Origin of the sequence: Kiloniella sp. (genome assembly GCF_048259265.1) — a bacterium.
Lineage (GTDB): Bacteria > Pseudomonadota > Alphaproteobacteria > Kiloniellales > Kiloniellaceae > Kiloniella.
Genome location: NZ_JBLXHT010000005.1, coordinates 169,875 through 185,714, shown reverse-complemented (window position 1 = coordinate 185,714; position 15,840 = coordinate 169,875). Strand labels below are relative to the sequence as shown.

The 15,840-nt window shown below is 46.1% G+C and carries 16 protein-coding genes; 6 read left to right on the top strand and 10 right to left on the bottom strand.

Features of this window, described 5'->3' with window-relative positions; translation table 11 throughout:
* Positions 1–5 precede the first annotated feature (5 nt).
* The 7 genes from ACN0QW_RS10445 to ACN0QW_RS10415 form a co-directional block, all read right to left on the bottom strand.
* Positions 6–854: a phytanoyl-CoA dioxygenase family protein gene (locus ACN0QW_RS10445; protein WP_417431244.1), complete on the bottom strand. Its 849-nt coding sequence runs from the start codon at positions 852–854 to the stop codon at positions 6–8.
* A 26-nt stretch (positions 855–880) separates the two neighbouring features.
* Positions 881–1,225 (bottom strand): hypothetical protein, encoded by a 345-nt coding sequence (locus tag ACN0QW_RS10440; protein ID WP_417431242.1) that lies wholly within the window; start codon positions 1,223–1,225, stop codon positions 881–883.
* Between the two features lie 63 nt (positions 1,226–1,288).
* Positions 1,289–1,810 carry a PAS domain-containing protein gene (locus tag ACN0QW_RS10435; RefSeq protein ID WP_417431240.1) on the bottom strand — a complete coding sequence of 174 codons (522 nt, stop codon included), beginning with the start codon at positions 1,808–1,810 and terminating at the stop codon, positions 1,289–1,291.
* A gap of 109 nt (positions 1,811–1,919) precedes the next feature.
* Positions 1,920–3,143 carry a radical SAM family heme chaperone HemW gene (gene hemW / locus ACN0QW_RS10430; protein WP_417431238.1) on the bottom strand — a complete coding sequence of 408 codons (1,224 nt, stop codon included), beginning with the start codon at positions 3,141–3,143 and terminating at the stop codon, positions 1,920–1,922.
* A gap of 114 nt (positions 3,144–3,257) precedes the next feature.
* The gene (gene rdgB, locus ACN0QW_RS10425; RefSeq protein ID WP_417431236.1) at positions 3,258–3,902 is read right to left on the bottom strand and encodes an RdgB/HAM1 family non-canonical purine NTP pyrophosphatase; all 645 of its coding nucleotides are present in this window, start codon (positions 3,900–3,902) and stop codon (positions 3,258–3,260) included.
* 50 nt (positions 3,903–3,952) lie between these two features.
* Positions 3,953–4,672 carry a ribonuclease PH gene (gene rph / locus ACN0QW_RS10420; RefSeq protein ID WP_417431233.1) on the bottom strand — a complete coding sequence of 240 codons (720 nt, stop codon included), beginning with the start codon at positions 4,670–4,672 and terminating at the stop codon, positions 3,953–3,955.
* 131 nt (positions 4,673–4,803) lie between these two features.
* Positions 4,804–6,255, bottom strand: a complete 1,452-nt coding sequence (locus ACN0QW_RS10415) for an MFS transporter (protein ID WP_417431231.1) — start codon at positions 6,253–6,255, stop codon at positions 4,804–4,806.
* Between the two features lie 112 nt (positions 6,256–6,367).
* On the opposite strand from ACN0QW_RS10415, the gene ACN0QW_RS10410 reads away from it, so the two are divergent.
* On the top strand, positions 6,368–7,144 hold the full coding sequence (locus ACN0QW_RS10410) for a helix-turn-helix transcriptional regulator (protein ID WP_417431229.1): 777 nt from the start codon (positions 6,368–6,370) through the stop codon (positions 7,142–7,144).
* 11 nt (positions 7,145–7,155) lie between these two features.
* Here ACN0QW_RS10410 and ACN0QW_RS10405 read toward each other — a convergent pair whose 3' ends face one another.
* Positions 7,156–8,307 carry a type III PLP-dependent enzyme gene (locus tag ACN0QW_RS10405; protein ID WP_417431227.1) on the bottom strand — a complete coding sequence of 384 codons (1,152 nt, stop codon included), beginning with the start codon at positions 8,305–8,307 and terminating at the stop codon, positions 7,156–7,158.
* Between the two features lie 270 nt (positions 8,308–8,577).
* On the opposite strand from ACN0QW_RS10405, the gene hrcA reads away from it, so the two are divergent.
* Both hrcA and grpE read left to right on the top strand, forming a co-directional pair.
* Complete coding sequence (gene hrcA / locus ACN0QW_RS10400; RefSeq protein WP_417431387.1) at positions 8,578–9,609, top strand: heat-inducible transcriptional repressor HrcA; 1,032 nt, start codon at positions 8,578–8,580, stop codon at positions 9,607–9,609.
* 79 nt (positions 9,610–9,688) lie between these two features.
* On the top strand, positions 9,689–10,333 hold the full coding sequence (gene grpE / locus ACN0QW_RS10395; RefSeq protein ID WP_417431225.1) for a nucleotide exchange factor GrpE: 645 nt from the start codon (positions 9,689–9,691) through the stop codon (positions 10,331–10,333).
* A 125-nt stretch (positions 10,334–10,458) separates the two neighbouring features.
* Here grpE and ACN0QW_RS10390 read toward each other — a convergent pair whose 3' ends face one another.
* Both ACN0QW_RS10390 and ACN0QW_RS10385 read right to left on the bottom strand, forming a co-directional pair.
* Positions 10,459–11,067, bottom strand: coding sequence for an alpha-ketoglutarate-dependent dioxygenase AlkB family protein (locus ACN0QW_RS10390; protein ID WP_417431223.1), 609 nt, complete (start codon positions 11,065–11,067; stop codon positions 10,459–10,461).
* Positions 11,068–11,105: 38 nt separating this feature from the next.
* Positions 11,106–11,354 carry a hypothetical protein gene (locus ACN0QW_RS10385; RefSeq protein ID WP_417431221.1) on the bottom strand — a complete coding sequence of 83 codons (249 nt, stop codon included), beginning with the start codon at positions 11,352–11,354 and terminating at the stop codon, positions 11,106–11,108.
* Positions 11,355–11,639: 285 nt separating this feature from the next.
* Here ACN0QW_RS10385 and dnaK point away from each other — a divergent pair, with 285 nt between their 5' ends.
* From dnaK to dapB, 3 genes are all read left to right on the top strand, one after another.
* Positions 11,640–13,547 carry a molecular chaperone DnaK gene (dnaK, locus tag ACN0QW_RS10380; RefSeq protein WP_417431219.1) on the top strand — a complete coding sequence of 636 codons (1,908 nt, stop codon included), beginning with the start codon at positions 11,640–11,642 and terminating at the stop codon, positions 13,545–13,547.
* Positions 13,548–13,619: 72 nt separating this feature from the next.
* Positions 13,620–14,753 (top strand): molecular chaperone DnaJ, encoded by a 1,134-nt coding sequence (dnaJ, locus tag ACN0QW_RS10375; protein WP_299374840.1) that lies wholly within the window; start codon positions 13,620–13,622, stop codon positions 14,751–14,753.
* Positions 14,754–14,966: 213 nt separating this feature from the next.
* On the top strand, positions 14,967–15,773 hold the full coding sequence (gene dapB / locus ACN0QW_RS10370; protein WP_417431216.1) for a 4-hydroxy-tetrahydrodipicolinate reductase: 807 nt from the start codon (positions 14,967–14,969) through the stop codon (positions 15,771–15,773).
* The last annotated feature ends 67 nt before the right edge of the window (positions 15,774–15,840 follow it).

Here is a 15,840-nt window from a genome sequence, read left to right as displayed (position 1 = left end):
ATTTATTATCGAGCTTCAAAATTTTTGGGGAGGTCAGCGATATGTTTGTATTTTTCGAACTGTTGGAAGATGAGGTTAAGGCGTTCTTCAGGGGATGGGGGATGCTTGGGGTCTAACAAGGGTTCGCAGAGCGGATCCAAGGCAGAATTTTGAAACTCGAGCGAGAGACTTAATCTTGGGGTTTCGGCATTTCTGTGGCTTCGACCACCCCAGTGATAGAGGTCCTGTCGCCACCCTAATACTGAGCCAGCTTTAGCAGGCAGGCATAGGATGTCCTGTAGGGCTATTTGGGATGGATCGGTAACGGGCGTTTCATAGTCTTGTTCACAACTGAGGGGAAGCACAGACATACAGCCATTTTCAGGCGTTGCATCCGTTAAAGGAATCCAAAGGCTTAGAGAGACTAACATTTCCTGTCCGTAGAGTTCGATCACTGATTGATCGGCGCTGTCTCTGTGTGGTGGCCAGCCTTTTGCTTTGCCGGGAATGATGTACCAAGCCCAAAAATGGGGGAGGACGCTGTAGTTATCCCCCAGAAAATTTTGTAAGAGCTTGCGCAAACGGAAAAACAGTTCCCAGGATTCATCATAAAGATAAATAAATGCCTGTGGCAGATTATGATCGTAGAGCTTTTCCATTGCCTGACGAAGGGGCAGTATATCCTGCTCTGTAAAAACATTTTGGCAATTCAGGTATCCGTCTTGCCATAACGAATCAGATGCGCTGGATAGTAGATCATCGACAATCGTTTGAGTCGGAGTTGCGTTCAGGTAATTTGAGCTGATTGTGAGATGTGGATTGAGGTCGCGCCAAAAAGATAAGCTATTGAGTTGCTCTTTTGTGAAGTGACTCACAACTGAATCCTGTCGTTAAACGATGGTTATCTATTTATATATTGAGCTAATGCAGCATCTAGGACGGCTGATGCCATTGCTCTTGCCGTATCTTCCAGCAATTTCCCATCATCAGCCTTTGGTCCTTCAAGCTTCTCTAGCCTGTAGTTTTCCGGGAGATCCGCAATTCTAGTAGCTTTGACATCCGGGTGTTCTTTCAGTTCTGCTATCAGAGAGATACAGCCTTTCCATTTATGGGTCAGAGTCTTGATAACGCGGTCTTTATCGACGGCAATGTCGTTCCACTTTTCATCAGTGCTCAAGCCCTCAAAATCGGGTCTTTTGGAAGCTTGCTGATAAATAATGGCGGCGGCTTTTTCTAGGTGTAGCATGCATAAATCCTCTATTTATTGCCTTGTCTCATCTGTTTGATGAACAGGCAAGTTATAGATAGGCTAGATCTTTGAGGTTGAGTAACGTGATGCTTCGAAATGCCCCTCGGGAGTAAGTAGAGAATAACAGTAAGTCATAAAATATGACGGTAAGTCTTTGGCTGGGGCATTATTTTGTGCGTAGGGAAGAATCAGACGTAAATAATCAGAGGTCTCTTCGTCTCGATAAAAGATTTTCCATATCTGCGGAGCCGAAGCCAGAAAGGTTGTCTTAAACTCTTCAAAATGCTCCTGATAGATTTCGCTTGGGGTGCCATCAAGGATGCTTTTACCGCGAAGATCTTCGTTGGAAGAGGATGAAATCTCGGTACCATCAAGGCGGTATATGAAATCGAGGGGATCTTTCTGAATTTCCACAACACAAAACCGACCAAGGTGTTTGCGATACCTTAACGGATCCATCTCGTTTTTATAGGGGTTACCTTGAGCGGGCTTATGATCTTGCCATATCTTCAGTATGCGAAGGATTTCGTCAGGGGCATCTGAGAAATCTAAGAGTGAAGAGGAATAATCATAGTTAGCCATGGCTATTTTTGAAATGATTTAGCACGCTTGTCAACGTGGATAGAATGATATTCTTACGCGAAAGATTTCTTTTTGTATTTTTGGCGTAATTCTTGGGTTGTAGAGGTGGTTATGCCAATAGATAAGAGAGTACGCTGTTAAGTCGGGTTCTGCCTTCAACTGTGGCTCGTATTCTCTTGTTATCAAGAGATAGCAAGCTTTCTTGTACAAGTTGATTCACTTTATCGGGTTGAATCAGATCTGTCAGGTTTTGATCTGTTTCATCCCGGACATCTTCTAGTTTAATACCTTCGCTCAAACGCAACCCCATCATGAGCATTTCTTCAAAACGTTCGGTAGTCGAAATTGAATCGTGTGTTCGAGTTGCATGACCAGCTTGCTCTACAGTGTTGAGCCAAATTTCCGGTGCTCTGTGCTGCCTTGTCGCGATTTTGTTTCCTAAAGAGGTGTTGTCTGCCAATGTCAGCCGTCCATGAGCTCCGGGGCCGATGCCGATATAATCGCCGTATTTCCAATAGGTTATGTTATGGCGGCTTTCTTCCCCGGGATTGGCATAGTTTGATATTTCATAGTTGGGCAATCCATGTCGTGCCATAACATTGTTGGTGACATCGTATAGTTCTGCTGCAATGTCTGGGTTGAGTTCTTTAAGTTCTCCACGACGACGTGCACCATGAAACGGTGTATTCTCTTCAATTGTTAACTGATAGAGAGAAAGGTGCTTGGTGCCTTCGTTTAGGGCCCGCTCTAGCTCGTCTTCCCAGCTTTGTTTCTCTTGCTTAGGACGCGCGTAGATCAGATCAAAAGAAAAGCGTTCGAAGTTCTGCCGGGCAACATCAATTGCCTTAAGAGCTTCCGCTGCAGAATGTTCTCGCCCCAAGAACTGGAGATCCTGATCATTTAAAGACTGAATCCCAAGAGATACGCGATTGATACCTGCTTGGGCGAAAGCAGCGAACTTATCTGATTCAACAGAAGTTGGGTTGGCTTCCAATGTAATTTCAAGGTCATTCGTACAGGGCCAGTGTTTTCGAATTCGTTGAATCAGTGCTTCGGCAGTTTCCGGCGCCATGAGAGATGGAGTGCCACCGCCAAAAAACACTGAGCTAACAATTCTGCCTTCACCGCCAGATCTCTTCAATAAGTCGGCGTAGTGATCAAGTTCCTGTAAAAGGGCTGCGCGCCACCGTTCCTGAGAAACTTCTTTGCGGACGTGGCTGTTGAAATCGCAATAGGGGCACTTTTTCAAGCAAAAGGGCCAGTGTATATAGATACCAAATCCGCGCTGTGCCGCAGCGGGAAGGGAAGAGCCGGAACTTGGAGTGTTTATCAAAACGCAGTCCCTTTAGAGGTCAGCCGGAAATGAGTTTAAACTAGTTCTGACTAGTTTAGCACAGTGAATTCAGTCTCGTTTAAAGGCCAGCAAAGTTGATGTGCGGACTTTGGTTCAGGCCCTAGGGGTGAATTTTTTGGCAACAAGCAATGCAAAGGCACGGGCACGATGGCTCATTGAGTGTTTGCGTGCTGGATCCATCTCACCGAATGTTATTGTCTCACCATCAGCCTGAAAAATTGGATCATAACCAAACCCCTGTAGGCCGCGCGCTGGATGTACAATAGTACCATCTACACGACCTTCGAAGACTTCTGTCGTACCATCTGGCCAGGCGAGGCAAAGGGCGCAAACAAAGTAGGCTGCACGGCTGTCTTGGCCTGTTTTTGCGGCTTTTTGCAGTTCTTCTTCGACCTTTTCCATTGCCAAAGAAAAATCCTTTTCAGGTCCGGCCCAACGGGCAGAATAAATACCGGGATCACCATCCAAGGCAGTAACGGCCAGTCCACTGTCATCTGAAAGTGCAGGTAGACCGGATCCCTTTGCAGCTGCAAGCGCTTTTATTTCCGCATTTGCTGCAAAGGTTTCCCCATCTTCGACAGGTTCAGGTAAGCCAAGATCTCCGGCTGAAATAACGTCAACGCCATAGGGAGCCAAAAGCTCGGCTATTTCGCGTAATTTTCCCGGATTATGACTGGCGAGAACAAGTTTACTATCTCGCAGAGTCTTTTCAGGGAATGTTTTTTCAGCCTGAGTCATGAGTTTGTTCCTGCTTGTCTTTTTGGTCGTATCTTTTTCTAACAGTCTTTTTACGCGTCAGAGATAGCCTGTTTCTGTAGTTCTACAAGCTCAGATACACCCTTTTCCGCAAGGTCGAGAAGAGCGTTGAACTCATCGCGAGAAAAAGGCTTTTCTTCGGCTGTACCCTGAATTTCAACAACGCCGAGGCAGCCTGTCAGGACAAAGTTTGAATCAGCCTGAGCATTGGAATCTTCGGGGTAATCGAGATCCAAAACGGGTGTGCCTTCGAAAATACCGCAAGAAATAGCTGCAACGTGGTCTGTCAGCGGAATTTCTTCGATCATGCCGAGTTTCTTCATGTGCTGGAATGCAAGATGAAGGGCAACAAAACCACCTGTAATGGAAGCTGTACGTGTGCCACCGTCGGCCTGTAGAACGTCACAGTCAATTTTGATCTGACGTTCGCCAAAGCCTGACATATCAGCAACCGCACGCAGAGAGCGGCCGATCAGACGCTGGATTTCCTGTGTCCGGCCAGACTGCTTGCCGCGAGCTGCTTCCCGATTTGAACGGCTGTGGGTTGCACGGGGGAGCATACCGTATTCGGCAGTGATCCATCCTTTTCCAGAATTGCGAAGCCATGGTGGTGTGCTGTCTTCGACTGATGCCGTGCAAAGCACGTGCGTATCGCCGAATTTGATCAGACAAGATCCTTCGGCATGTTTGCTGAAGTTGGTTTCAATAGTAACCTGACGCATTTGGTCAGGAGTACGGCCTGATGGACGCATGATTAGCCCTCAATAATATTGGCGATAAATAAATATATTGAGCGGGAAGCTACCTTATGGCTTCCGGTACGTCCAGTGGCATTGATTAGCCGTATTTATGATCTGGTTATCTGCCTGATTTATCTGGAATATCACAGGGGCTCTGGAATAGAATTCAATAGATCCTTTTGGGCGTCTTTGTTTTTTAACCTTACCAGATAGATTGATAAGAGTGTGGCAACGATCAATACGGGGAAAAAGATGGCATGAACCCAATATGATGTTTGTTCAATAATCTCTGGGCTGGCCCCCTCACTGAACCCAATCATGGCTGCTGGGATGCCGGCAATCGCAGGACCCAATGCGCCTCCGCACATTTGTAGCGTAGGAATAGCCCCAGATCTTTTATCTTGTTCCTCGCTTGGCCCTGATTCAATGATTACAGACGAGAGGTCGGCCCAAAAAATGCCGAATCCTGCCCCGGCTAGAAAAATTGCAATGCTCAAGGACCATAGTGGTCCGCCGTAAAGAAACTGTGCAATGCCATAAAACCCTAAGAATGCGGTAAAGACACCTGTTGGTATAAGATATAGCCGCCAACTGTTATTCTGTGGAAGTTTGGCACAGATCATTGCTGCGAGTGACCAGGATATTGATTCCAAAGCAACCATGAATCCTGCTGACAGGGGGGAGAACCCGTGGATTTTTTGCAAAATATAAGGGCCATAAACCATAAAAGAAATGGAAGAAACCATGGCCAGAAAGATGACTGTAATTCCGGTGCCGGCAACGCTGAAAAGACTGAGGCCATGCTTAGGAAGTAAAGAGTTATTAGATCTTTTGTCCCTATAGAGAAGGTATCCAAGTAAAGATAAGCCAGTGATCAAGAAAGCCACGGCATAGTCGGGTTCTCTGTTTCCCATTGCGATGATCAAAACGGCTGATCCCAAAAGCCCAAGCCTGAAAAAAGGCAGTGGTGTTTTGATTTTTGTTTCTGTTGTGGATTCAGTCTTTTGCTTTTTAGGAAAACTAGACCTTATAAGGATGACAAACAGAATTGCACAGACAGTCATGATATAGAAACCCGCCCTCCATCCTACTGTTTGGGCAAAAATACCACCAGCGAGTGGCCCACCAACCGAGGCAATACCCCAGACAGCAGATTCCATTGCAAAAACAGTTGGCCAGAGATGGCGTGGGAAAAGGTCAGCAATTACGGTGTAGCAACTCGCAAGAACCAATCCTCCGCCAATCCCTTGAACTACGCGAGAGAACAGAAACAATTCCATTGATGGGGAAAGGCTGACCAAAAGAGAGCCGGCCGTGAAGATCGAGCCACCGATAGTCATAATGGCACGCCCACCAATTCTGGTTTTTGTTGTCCCTGCGGAAAGTGATGCAATCATTGCGGCGGTGGTATAAAGCAGGGCTGACCAGTTAATAAATTCAACGCCATTAAGATCATCAACGGCGGAAGGCAATAATGTTGAAGTGATTAAGCTATTTAAGGCATAGAGAGCGACGCCCATACAAACAATCACCAGGTGTAGAATGTTCTGCGGAGTCATTTTTGACTTGGTATTTAGTGGCGCAGAGTTGGGCATGATACAGACCTTAAATAAAAAAGTTTTTTCTTTTCTTATTTAAGGTGTAAGCTGAATAATTAAAAAAGCAAACACTTTTTTTAATTAACTTTATAGATTATACTCTATTGTTATGAGAAAAAATGAAAAGACAGAAGATGCAATTCTCGCATTGCTGAAAGCACGAGGAGAAATGCAAGCAGTTGATCTGGCAAGTGAATTGTCTATGACAGCAGTTGGTATGCGCCAGCATCTCAAACGAATGTCTGCAGAAGGAATGATTCAAAAGGCATCGGTAGAGGCTTCGTCATCAGGGGCGGGAAGGCCAGCTGTGAGTTGGGAATTAACGGCAGAGTCTCATAACACATTCGGCGATTCTCATGCATTATTGACAAAAGATCTAATTGAAAGCGCCCGCATCATTTTTGGTGATGAAGGGGTTGAGAAGCTGGTCAGTCATCGCGAACAACAGACGCTAAAGAACTATACAGATGCCCTTTCACAAGTAACAACACTTGAAGATCGGGTGCACCACCTGGTCGAATTGAGAGAGCGCGAAGGATATATGGCATCAGCCGAGGCAGATGATCAGGGCGGATTTCTTTTTATTGAAAATCACTGTCCGATTTGTACTGCGGCTACGATTTGTCAGGGATTTTGTCGTGCAGAGTTGTCTATTTTCAGGACGGTTCTCGGGCCAGACGTTGATGTGGAGCGAGCCGAATATCTGTTAGAAGGTGGTCGACGTTGTAGTTATCGTATTCGCCCATATAATTCCAAAACCCAGAATAAACCGGACATGTCTGTGGAACTGGGGCAGGAAGATATCGGTGGCCACGAGATGGCTTTAGAAAAGACAAGCGAAGAACGTTCTTCACCTCAGGCATGGTATCTGATTGTAGAAGAATAGAGTTCCCGGATTTATATGCAGCTGCTATTCAGTGGGGGAAACCCATTGAAGCCAATGGACGAGTAGGTCGTTGTATATGCGCCTGTTGCATGGATGCGAATCTTGTCGCCAGGTTTTAAATCAAGCGGCAGATCGTAATTAAATTTTTCATAAAGGACATCGACGCTATCGCAACTCGGGCCTGCGAGAATGACAGGTCCAAGATTGGTATCGGTTTCTTTTCCCACAATCGTAATCGGATACTTGATGGCTTCATCAAGACATTCAGCCAAACCAGAGAAAATGCCGATGTCGAGATAAACCCAGCGCTTTTCATCTTCTGTATTCTTGCGGGATACTAAAACAACTTCAGCCTCTATAATCCCTGCGTCACCAACAACAGACCGCCCGGGTTCGATAATGATTTTTGGTACGTTGTCACCAAAGTGCTTTTTCAACGAAGATGAAAGGTATTCGCCGTATTGAGAAATGGATGGTACATCCGCATTGTACGCAGTGGGGAAACCGCCGCCGAGGTTAAGTGTAGAGAGTTCAATACCCTCATTTTTCAGATCTTTATAGAGCTTTTCAATTTGACCGAGAGCATTATCCCATTGGCTTATTTTTGTTTGTTGTGACCCGACATGAAATGAAAGGCCCGTTGGATATAAGCCAAGGGTCACTGATTGTGATAACAACTCTTTGGCCATAACGGGCGAGCAACCAAACTTGTGGCTTAGGGGCCAGTCGGCGCCAGAACAGTCGACCAGGACACGACAATAGACATTAGAACCGGGGGCTGAACGGGCAATTTTAAGAAGCTCTTCATGACTATCGAATGCGTAACTCTGAATACCGTGTTTGTAGGCTTCGGCGATGGCATTTTCTTTTTTGATGGTATTGCCAAACGATATTTGGCTCGCCGGAATACCGAGTGACAGGCACAATTTGATTTCTGCGATGCTCGCAGCGTCAAAACAGGAGCCTAGGTTCTTTAGTCTCGACAAAATTTCCGATGCAGGGTTGGCTTTTACCGCGAAATAAATCAATGCGTTGGGCAGGGCAGATGCCAGATTGTTGAAATTGACCTCTACCTGATCAAGGTCTATGACCAAATGTGGTTCATCAAAGGAATTTTGGGCGAAAAATGCCTCTAATTTTGCATTTAAAGAACCGATACTCATTTAATTTGTCACTATTCCTAATAGAACAAGCGGGCCGATGCTGACCTTCAAAAACCGAGTCTTAATTTTAAGCGCGTCTTTAAGAGGTATCGGGTTATGATGCAAGTGTTAGTTTTAGTTCAAGCCAGCATTGACCAAGGCTTTGCGGCTTACTAAATTAAGACAGTGCTAGTCGGTGAATAAGGATCACTTATTTAAGGGCATTGGAATTTAAAAGGAAATTCTGTGAAGTTTAATGACACATCCCTGATATCCGGTGCAATTGCAGGTATGAATGATCGCTCTCGCGAGATTTTCCGTCTGGTGGTTGATGCTTATGTGGAAACCGGGGAACCCATTGGGTCCCGAACGTTATCTCGCAAGCTTGGTATGGGTCTGTCGGCGGCAACAATTCGTAATGTTATGGCTGATCTAGAGGATATGGGGCTTTTATTCGCCAGGCATACCTCTGCCGGAAGGCTACCAACGGATGTTGGGTTGCGGCTTTATGTGAACGGTTTGTTAGAACACGGAAACCTTAGTAAAGATGAGCGCAGCCAGATAAAAGCACAGTGCGCAGCTGGTGGAAAATCCATGCCTCAATTATTGGAAGAGGCTACGGGTATGTTATCCGGCCTTTCCCAGTGTGCAGGATTGGTTGTCGCGCCTAAATTATCTGAACCTCTAAAACATATTGAATTTGTATCTCTTGCTCCTGGGCGGGCTCTGGTTGTGTTGGTTTCTGATTCTGGATCAGTTGAAAACAGGGTGGTTAATATTCCTTTGGGGTTACCGCCCTCTGCGCTTGTTGACGCATCAAACTTTTTGGCTGCGCGTATGGTCGGGCGGACGTTGGAAGAAGCGCTACAAGAAATACAAACCGAGCTCAAAGAACATCAGGCCATGTTGGACCAGCTGTCACAGAAAGTTGTCGAACTGGGATTGGCGACATGGGCCGAAGATATCAATGGCAGTTCTAATGGTGCGCTGATTGTGAGAGGACAGGCACAGTTACTTGAAGATATAAATGCCCTTGAAGATTTGGAAAGGGTACGCCATCTATTCTCTGCATTGGAAAAACGAGAGTCTCTGGTCCGTTTGTTAGAAATGACAAAAACGGCAGAGGGGGTTCAGATCTTTATAGGGTCTGAAAATGAATTGTTTGCCCAAGCGGGGTGTTCTGTAGTAATGGCACCTTATAAAAATACTCGACAACAGGTTGTCGGGGCGATCGGGGTCATTGGTCCAACACGAATTGACTATGCCCGTATCATTCCGATGGTGGATTATACCGCCAAAATACTTGGTCGAATGATTGGATGAGAGTGGTTGGATAAGCAGGGCTGAAATCTTGTTAAATCCAGAAGTAAGTAACTTAAAAGAGAAGATTGGTTAGCGGAAAATGTCCGAAACGGAAAAACAAAATCCGGAAGAGAATGTTGTTGCTGAAGATCAGATTCCTGATGATCTGGTAAACGAAGAAGCAGCAGAAGAAGCAACCGTTGATACTGCGTCTGCAGCTGAAGAAGCAAAATCAGATGCCGTAAGAGTTGCTGAACTGGATGCTCAGAATGCGCAATTGACCGACAAGTTGTTGCGTACAATGGCAGATATGGAAAACCTTCGTAATCGTACCCGTCGCGATAAAGAAGATGCAATCAAGTATGCACCTCAAAAGCTGGTGACAGACTTAATTGGTGTTATGGATAACCTTCAACGTGCGCTGTCATCTGTTTCAGAAGAAACTGCCGAAGGAAATGAAGACCTTAAAACGCTACGCGATGGTGTTGAAATGACCAATCGCGAAATGCTGAAGGTTTTTGAAAAACATAACATTACCGAAGTCGAGGCAATGGGTGCCCGTATGGACCCGCACAGCCACGAAGCATTGTTTGAAATTCCTGATCCTTCCCAACCAGAAGGGACCATTTTACAGGTTATTCAACCAGGGTTTCGCCTTCATGATCGTCTGCTAAGGCCAGCACGCGTTGGTGTTGCCAAGGGTGGCCCTGCTGCTGGTGCAGATAAAGTGGACACAACAGCCTAAGTCTTTTAGCTGTTTAGAGTGAGAAAGTCGGTACTTTTGTGCCGGCTTTTTTTTATGGAGATGCTTTTTCAAAAACAACCTCATTGAATGATGATCTGTTGCAATGTCCTAGGAGAGGGAGATCGCTAGACTTTGTTTACCCTACGGAGCGTGAGGTTAATACGTCCGCCATTTTTCAGTAACTGGCTTGATCCATATAAAATACGATCAATACCATGATAGGCATTTCGTGCTTCGCCACCAAGTATGGCGACGTCACCAGAATTTAATTTGGTTGATGTTGTCGGCCCTTGCCGTTTGAGCCCCCCAAGGCGAAATAGTGCGCTGTCTCCTAATGATACAGAAAGAACGGGTGCATTAAAATCCTGCTCGTCTTGATCCCGGTGAAGACCCATTTTCGCTTTTTCGTTTTGATAATAATTTAACAGGCAGCATTCCGGAAGTTCCGGGTAGCCAGTTAAATCAGTCCAGACTGTGAGTAATTTATCCGGTATCTGAAGCCAGGGACGTTTGGTAATGGGATGAAAGCTTTGATAACGATATCCCCCGGTTTTGTCCGATACCCAGCCCAGAGACCCAAACGATGTCATGGCGACAGAAAAGGGCTTACCAGTTTTGGGCATTGTGGGGTGAAACAGGGGATTTGTCCTGATCATCTCTCGAATTTCGGATAAGAGATTTTTCTGTTCTTCCCGGCTGAAATATTCGGGGTGATATTGAAAACCGGCAATCATTTTATTACGGACATTTTATCACTGTTTTGAATTATTTATTAACGCTGGTTCTCTGAGCTGTCTTGAGAATTAATGATTCGTGTTTGCCGCTTTTCAAGTAAGCGCATTGTTAAAAAGAGGAGTCCGCCAATGAGAGTAACGGCGAGACCGAACCACTGAACAATTTCATTTTTGAGAAGATAGTGCGCTGTGAGCATGACGGCGATTCCAAACAAAACATCTCCTACAGCAATCCACTTAATCATTTTTCGGATATTAGGGTTAACGTTGGCTTTTTTTGAGTTCATTATGGCTAAATTCCCGGAATATTCGCGCGGTGGTTCACCTGAAAAACATCATAATAAAGATGATCGATAAATTATTATATCACTAATCTATTGATTTATAATGTAATTTAACTTTTCTGAAAAACCTTATTTTTTTAGGCATATTGCTCCTTGCAGTGAAAGCTCTGGCTGCATATATATCCCGTGAGCCCAAAAAATGGGTTCAGCCCTCAAAAGGGACCAGCCGGCAGTGCTTGGCATCAAGGCTGCCAAATCGGTTTGCTATATTAAGTGTGAGGAATAAACATGAGCAAAGTTATTGGTATTGATCTAGGAACCACAAACTCCTGTATCGCTATTATGGACGGTAAAGACGTCCGTGTTGTTGAAAATGCTGAAGGTGCGCGTACGACACCTTCTATGGTTGGCTTTACGGCTGAAGAGCGCCTCGTTGGGCTGCCCGCCAAACGCCAGTCAGTTACAAACCCTGAAAATACTCTTTTTGCGATCAAGCGTTTGATCGGCCGTCGTTTTGACGACCCGCTGACAAAAAAAGATATGGACCTTGTGCCATACAATATTGTTAAAGCTGACAATGGTGACGCGTGGGTTGAAGCCAACGGTGAAAAATACAGCCCGTCACAGATTTCTGCTTTCATCCTGCAAAAAATGAAAGAAACTGCCGAGAGCTATCTTGGTGAGCCTGTGACAAAAGCAGTTATCACTGTTCCTGCTTACTTTAATGATTCTCAGCGTCAGGCAACAAAAGATGCCGGTAAGATCGCTGGCCTTGAAGTTCTACGTATTATCAACGAGCCGACTGCTGCTGCTCTTGCATACGGCATGGACAAAAAAGGTTCTGGTACCGTTGTTGTTTATGACCTTGGTGGTGGTACCTTCGATGTTTCCGTTCTTGAAATTGGTGACGGTGTGTTCGAAGTAAAATCAACAAACGGGGATACATTCCTTGGTGGTGAAGATTTCGACGGCCGCATCATTGATTACTTGGCAGACGAATTTAACAAAGAACAGGGTATCGACCTTCGTAAGGATACTCTTGCTCTTCAGCGTTTGAAAGAAGCTGCTGAGAAAGCAAAGATCGAGCTTTCTTCTTCTACTCAAACTGAAGTGAACCTACCGTTTATTACGGCTGATGCGTCTGGTCCTAAACACCTTAACGTCAAGCTGACACGTGCGAAATTGGAAGCATTGGTCGACGATTTGATCCAACGCACAATGGGTCCTGTTAAGTCTGCGTTGAAAGACGCTGGTGTAAAAGCTGGTGACATCGACGAGATCATCATGGTTGGTGGTATGATCCGTATGCCGAAAGTCCATGACACTGTTAAGGACTTCTTTGGTAAAGAACCACACCGTGGCGTAAACCCTGATGAAGTTGTGGCAACTGGTGCTGCTATTCAGGCGGGTGTTCTTCAGGGTGAAGTGAAAGACGTTCTTCTTCTTGACGTGACACCATTGTCTCTTGGTATTGAGACACTGGGTGGTGTTATGACCAAACTGATTGATCGTAACACAACAATCCCAACGAAAAAGAGCCAGACTTTCTCTACAGCCGAAGATAATCAGAGTGCTGTGACAATTCGTGTGTTCCAGGGTGAGCGCGAAATGGCTGCGGATAATAAAATTCTTGGTCAGTTCAACCTCGAAGGTATTCCTGGTGCGCCACGTGGTGTTCCACAGATCGAAGTTACTTTTGATATTGATGCTAACGGTATTGTTAACGTTGGCGCGAAAGATAAAGCAACTGGTAAAGAACAGTCTGTTCGTATCGAAGCTTCTGGTGGTCTGAGCGACGCTGACATCGATCAGATGGTTCGTGATGCCGAAGAAAATGCCGATTCAGATAAAGCCCGTCGTGAATCTGTCGAAGTTAAAAATCAGGCTGAAGGCTTGATCCATCAGACAGAGAAAACACTTGGTGAAGTTGGCGATAAAGTTTCTGATGAAGAAAAAGCAACTATCGAAGCTGCAGTTGCGGAATTGAAAACTGCGCTTGAAGGTGATGATGTTGAAGATATCAAAGCCAAGATGGAAGCTTTAGGTCAGGCGTCAATGAAGCTGGGTGAAGCACTTTATGCTGACGCTGGTGCTGAAGGCGCTGCGGAAGCGGCTTCTGAAGCAGAAGCTGACGACGGTGTTGTTGATGCAGACTTCGAAGAAGTTGACGACGAGAAGAACAGCAAAAGCGCTTAAGGCGGTTTTGGATTTCAGGGGGCTGGCGGTTGCCAGCCCCTTTTCACCTTCTGATGAGGGAAAACTATACTGATGTCCAAAAAGGATTTCTATGAGGTCTTAGGGGTTTCACGTTCGGCAGATGCCAAAGAGTTGAAATCGGCCTACCGCAAACTGGCAATGAAATATCACCCGGATCGCAATCCGGATGATGCCGAAGCGGAAAAAAAATTCAAAGAAATTAACGAAGCCTATGGCGTTCTCAAAGACGATCAGCAACGCGCGGCTTATGATAATTATGGCCATGCTGCTTTTGAAAATGGCGGGCCAGGCGCTGGCGGCGGCTTTGGTGGCGGTGGTTTCGGCGGCGGCGGTTTTGCTGATATCTTCGAAGAAATGTTTGGCGGCTTTGGCGGCGGTGGGCGATCCGCGGGCGGGTCCCAACGCGGTGGCGACCTTCGCTACAATATGGAAATTTCACTGGAAGATGCGTACACAGGTAAAGAAGCTGAAATTAGGATTCCAAGCGCAGTTTCTTGTGATGTTTGTGATGGCAGCGGTGCTGAGAAGGGATCATCCCCGGTAACCTGTGGTACCTGTAAAGGTGCGGGCCGTGTGCGTATGCAACAGGGTTTCTTTACCGTTGAGCGGACATGTCATACTTGTCAGGGTGTCGGTAAAGTTATCGAGAAACCTTGCGGAAACTGTCACGGTTCTGGCCAAGTGGAAAAAGAAAAAACCCTTCAGGTAAACATTCCTGCGGGTGTCGAGGAAGGCAATCGTATTCGGTTGGCTGGCGAAGGCGAAATGGGGGCTCGTGGCGGAACGCCGGGGGATCTTTACATTTTCCTTTCGATTGAACCACACAGAATTTTCCAGCGTGAGGGCGCAGACATTTATTGTCGCGTTCCCATTTCGATGACACAGGCTGCTTTGGGTGGTTCTGTCGAAGTACCAACTATTGATGGTGGCCGTGCGAAGGTTTCTATTCCGGATGGCACGCAGAGCAGACAGCAGTTCCGTTTACGTAGCAAGGGGATGTCTGTCCTCAGATCAAGCTCTCGTGGCGATATGTACGTTGAGGTAACCGTAGAAACACCGGTTAACCTGACGAAACGTCAGAAAGAGTTGTTGCGTGAATTTGAAGAAGAAAGCGGGGATAATTCGCCTCTTAGCTCTGGCTTCTTTAAGCGCGTCAAAGAGTTCTGGGAAGACCTTACGGAATAAAGACCAGATTTTTAATAAGAAAAAGCCTGTCGGTGATATACCTGACAGGCTTTTTTTATGGCTTTCGTTTATTTAGAAGTTTTAGTTACGGCACCGTGGATTTGTTTTGGAAGCGGTGAGAGTTCTGTCTTGGACAGATCTGACTTAGCTGCTATCTCTGTTTTGAAATAGATTATATAGCCATACATGCTGGTCTTTGACGGGAAGATGAAGATGACTAACAAAATTGGGATTGTTGGCAGTGCAGGCCGAATGGGGCGCATGCTGACAGACGTTATTGGCCGAACGGATAACTGTGAGGTTTTTGGTGGAACCGAACTTCCGGGGAGCCCTAACCTTGGTAAAGACCTAGGTGAGTTGGCGGGAATTGGCACGATTGGCGTAAGTGCAAGCGACGATCCCCTAGCTTTGTTTGAATCTTGCGATGTTGTAATCGATTTTTCTGTGCCAGAAGCAACACTTAATCATGCCAAGTTGGCTGCAAAAACCGGATGTTCGCTGGTTGTCGGGACCACGGGGATGACCCGCGAACAGGTTTCTGAATTAGAAGCGGTTACCGCTACGACGTCAATTGTTTTTGCCCGTAATATGAGTTTGGGCGTCAATCTACTGATGTCTATTGTGGAGCAGGTTGCGGCTTCTTTGGATGAAGATTACGACATTGAAGTTGTGGAAATGCACCACCGCCACAAAGTTGATTCGCCTTCAGGCACGGCACTGGCACTTGGTGAAGCTGCTGCGTCCGGACGGGGTGTTGATTTGGATAAAGTTGCAGACAAGGTACGCGATGGCATTATTGGGGCCAGAAAACGCGGCGATATCGGTTTCGCAACGCTGCGCGGTGGCGATGTCGTGGGTGATCACAGTGTGATCTTTGCCGCAGATGGCGAGCGGATTGAGCTGGGACACAGGGCGAGCAATCGCGAAGTCTTTGCCCGTGGTGCGGTTAAAGCTGCCAACTGGTTGCAGGGCAAGGAAAACGGCTTTTACGACATGCGAGATGTGCTCGGATTAAAATAGATTGTTTCAATCTTGGCGATGTTGAAAAGGGAGCTGTTCGCTCCCTTTTTTATGCCTGGACAAAAGA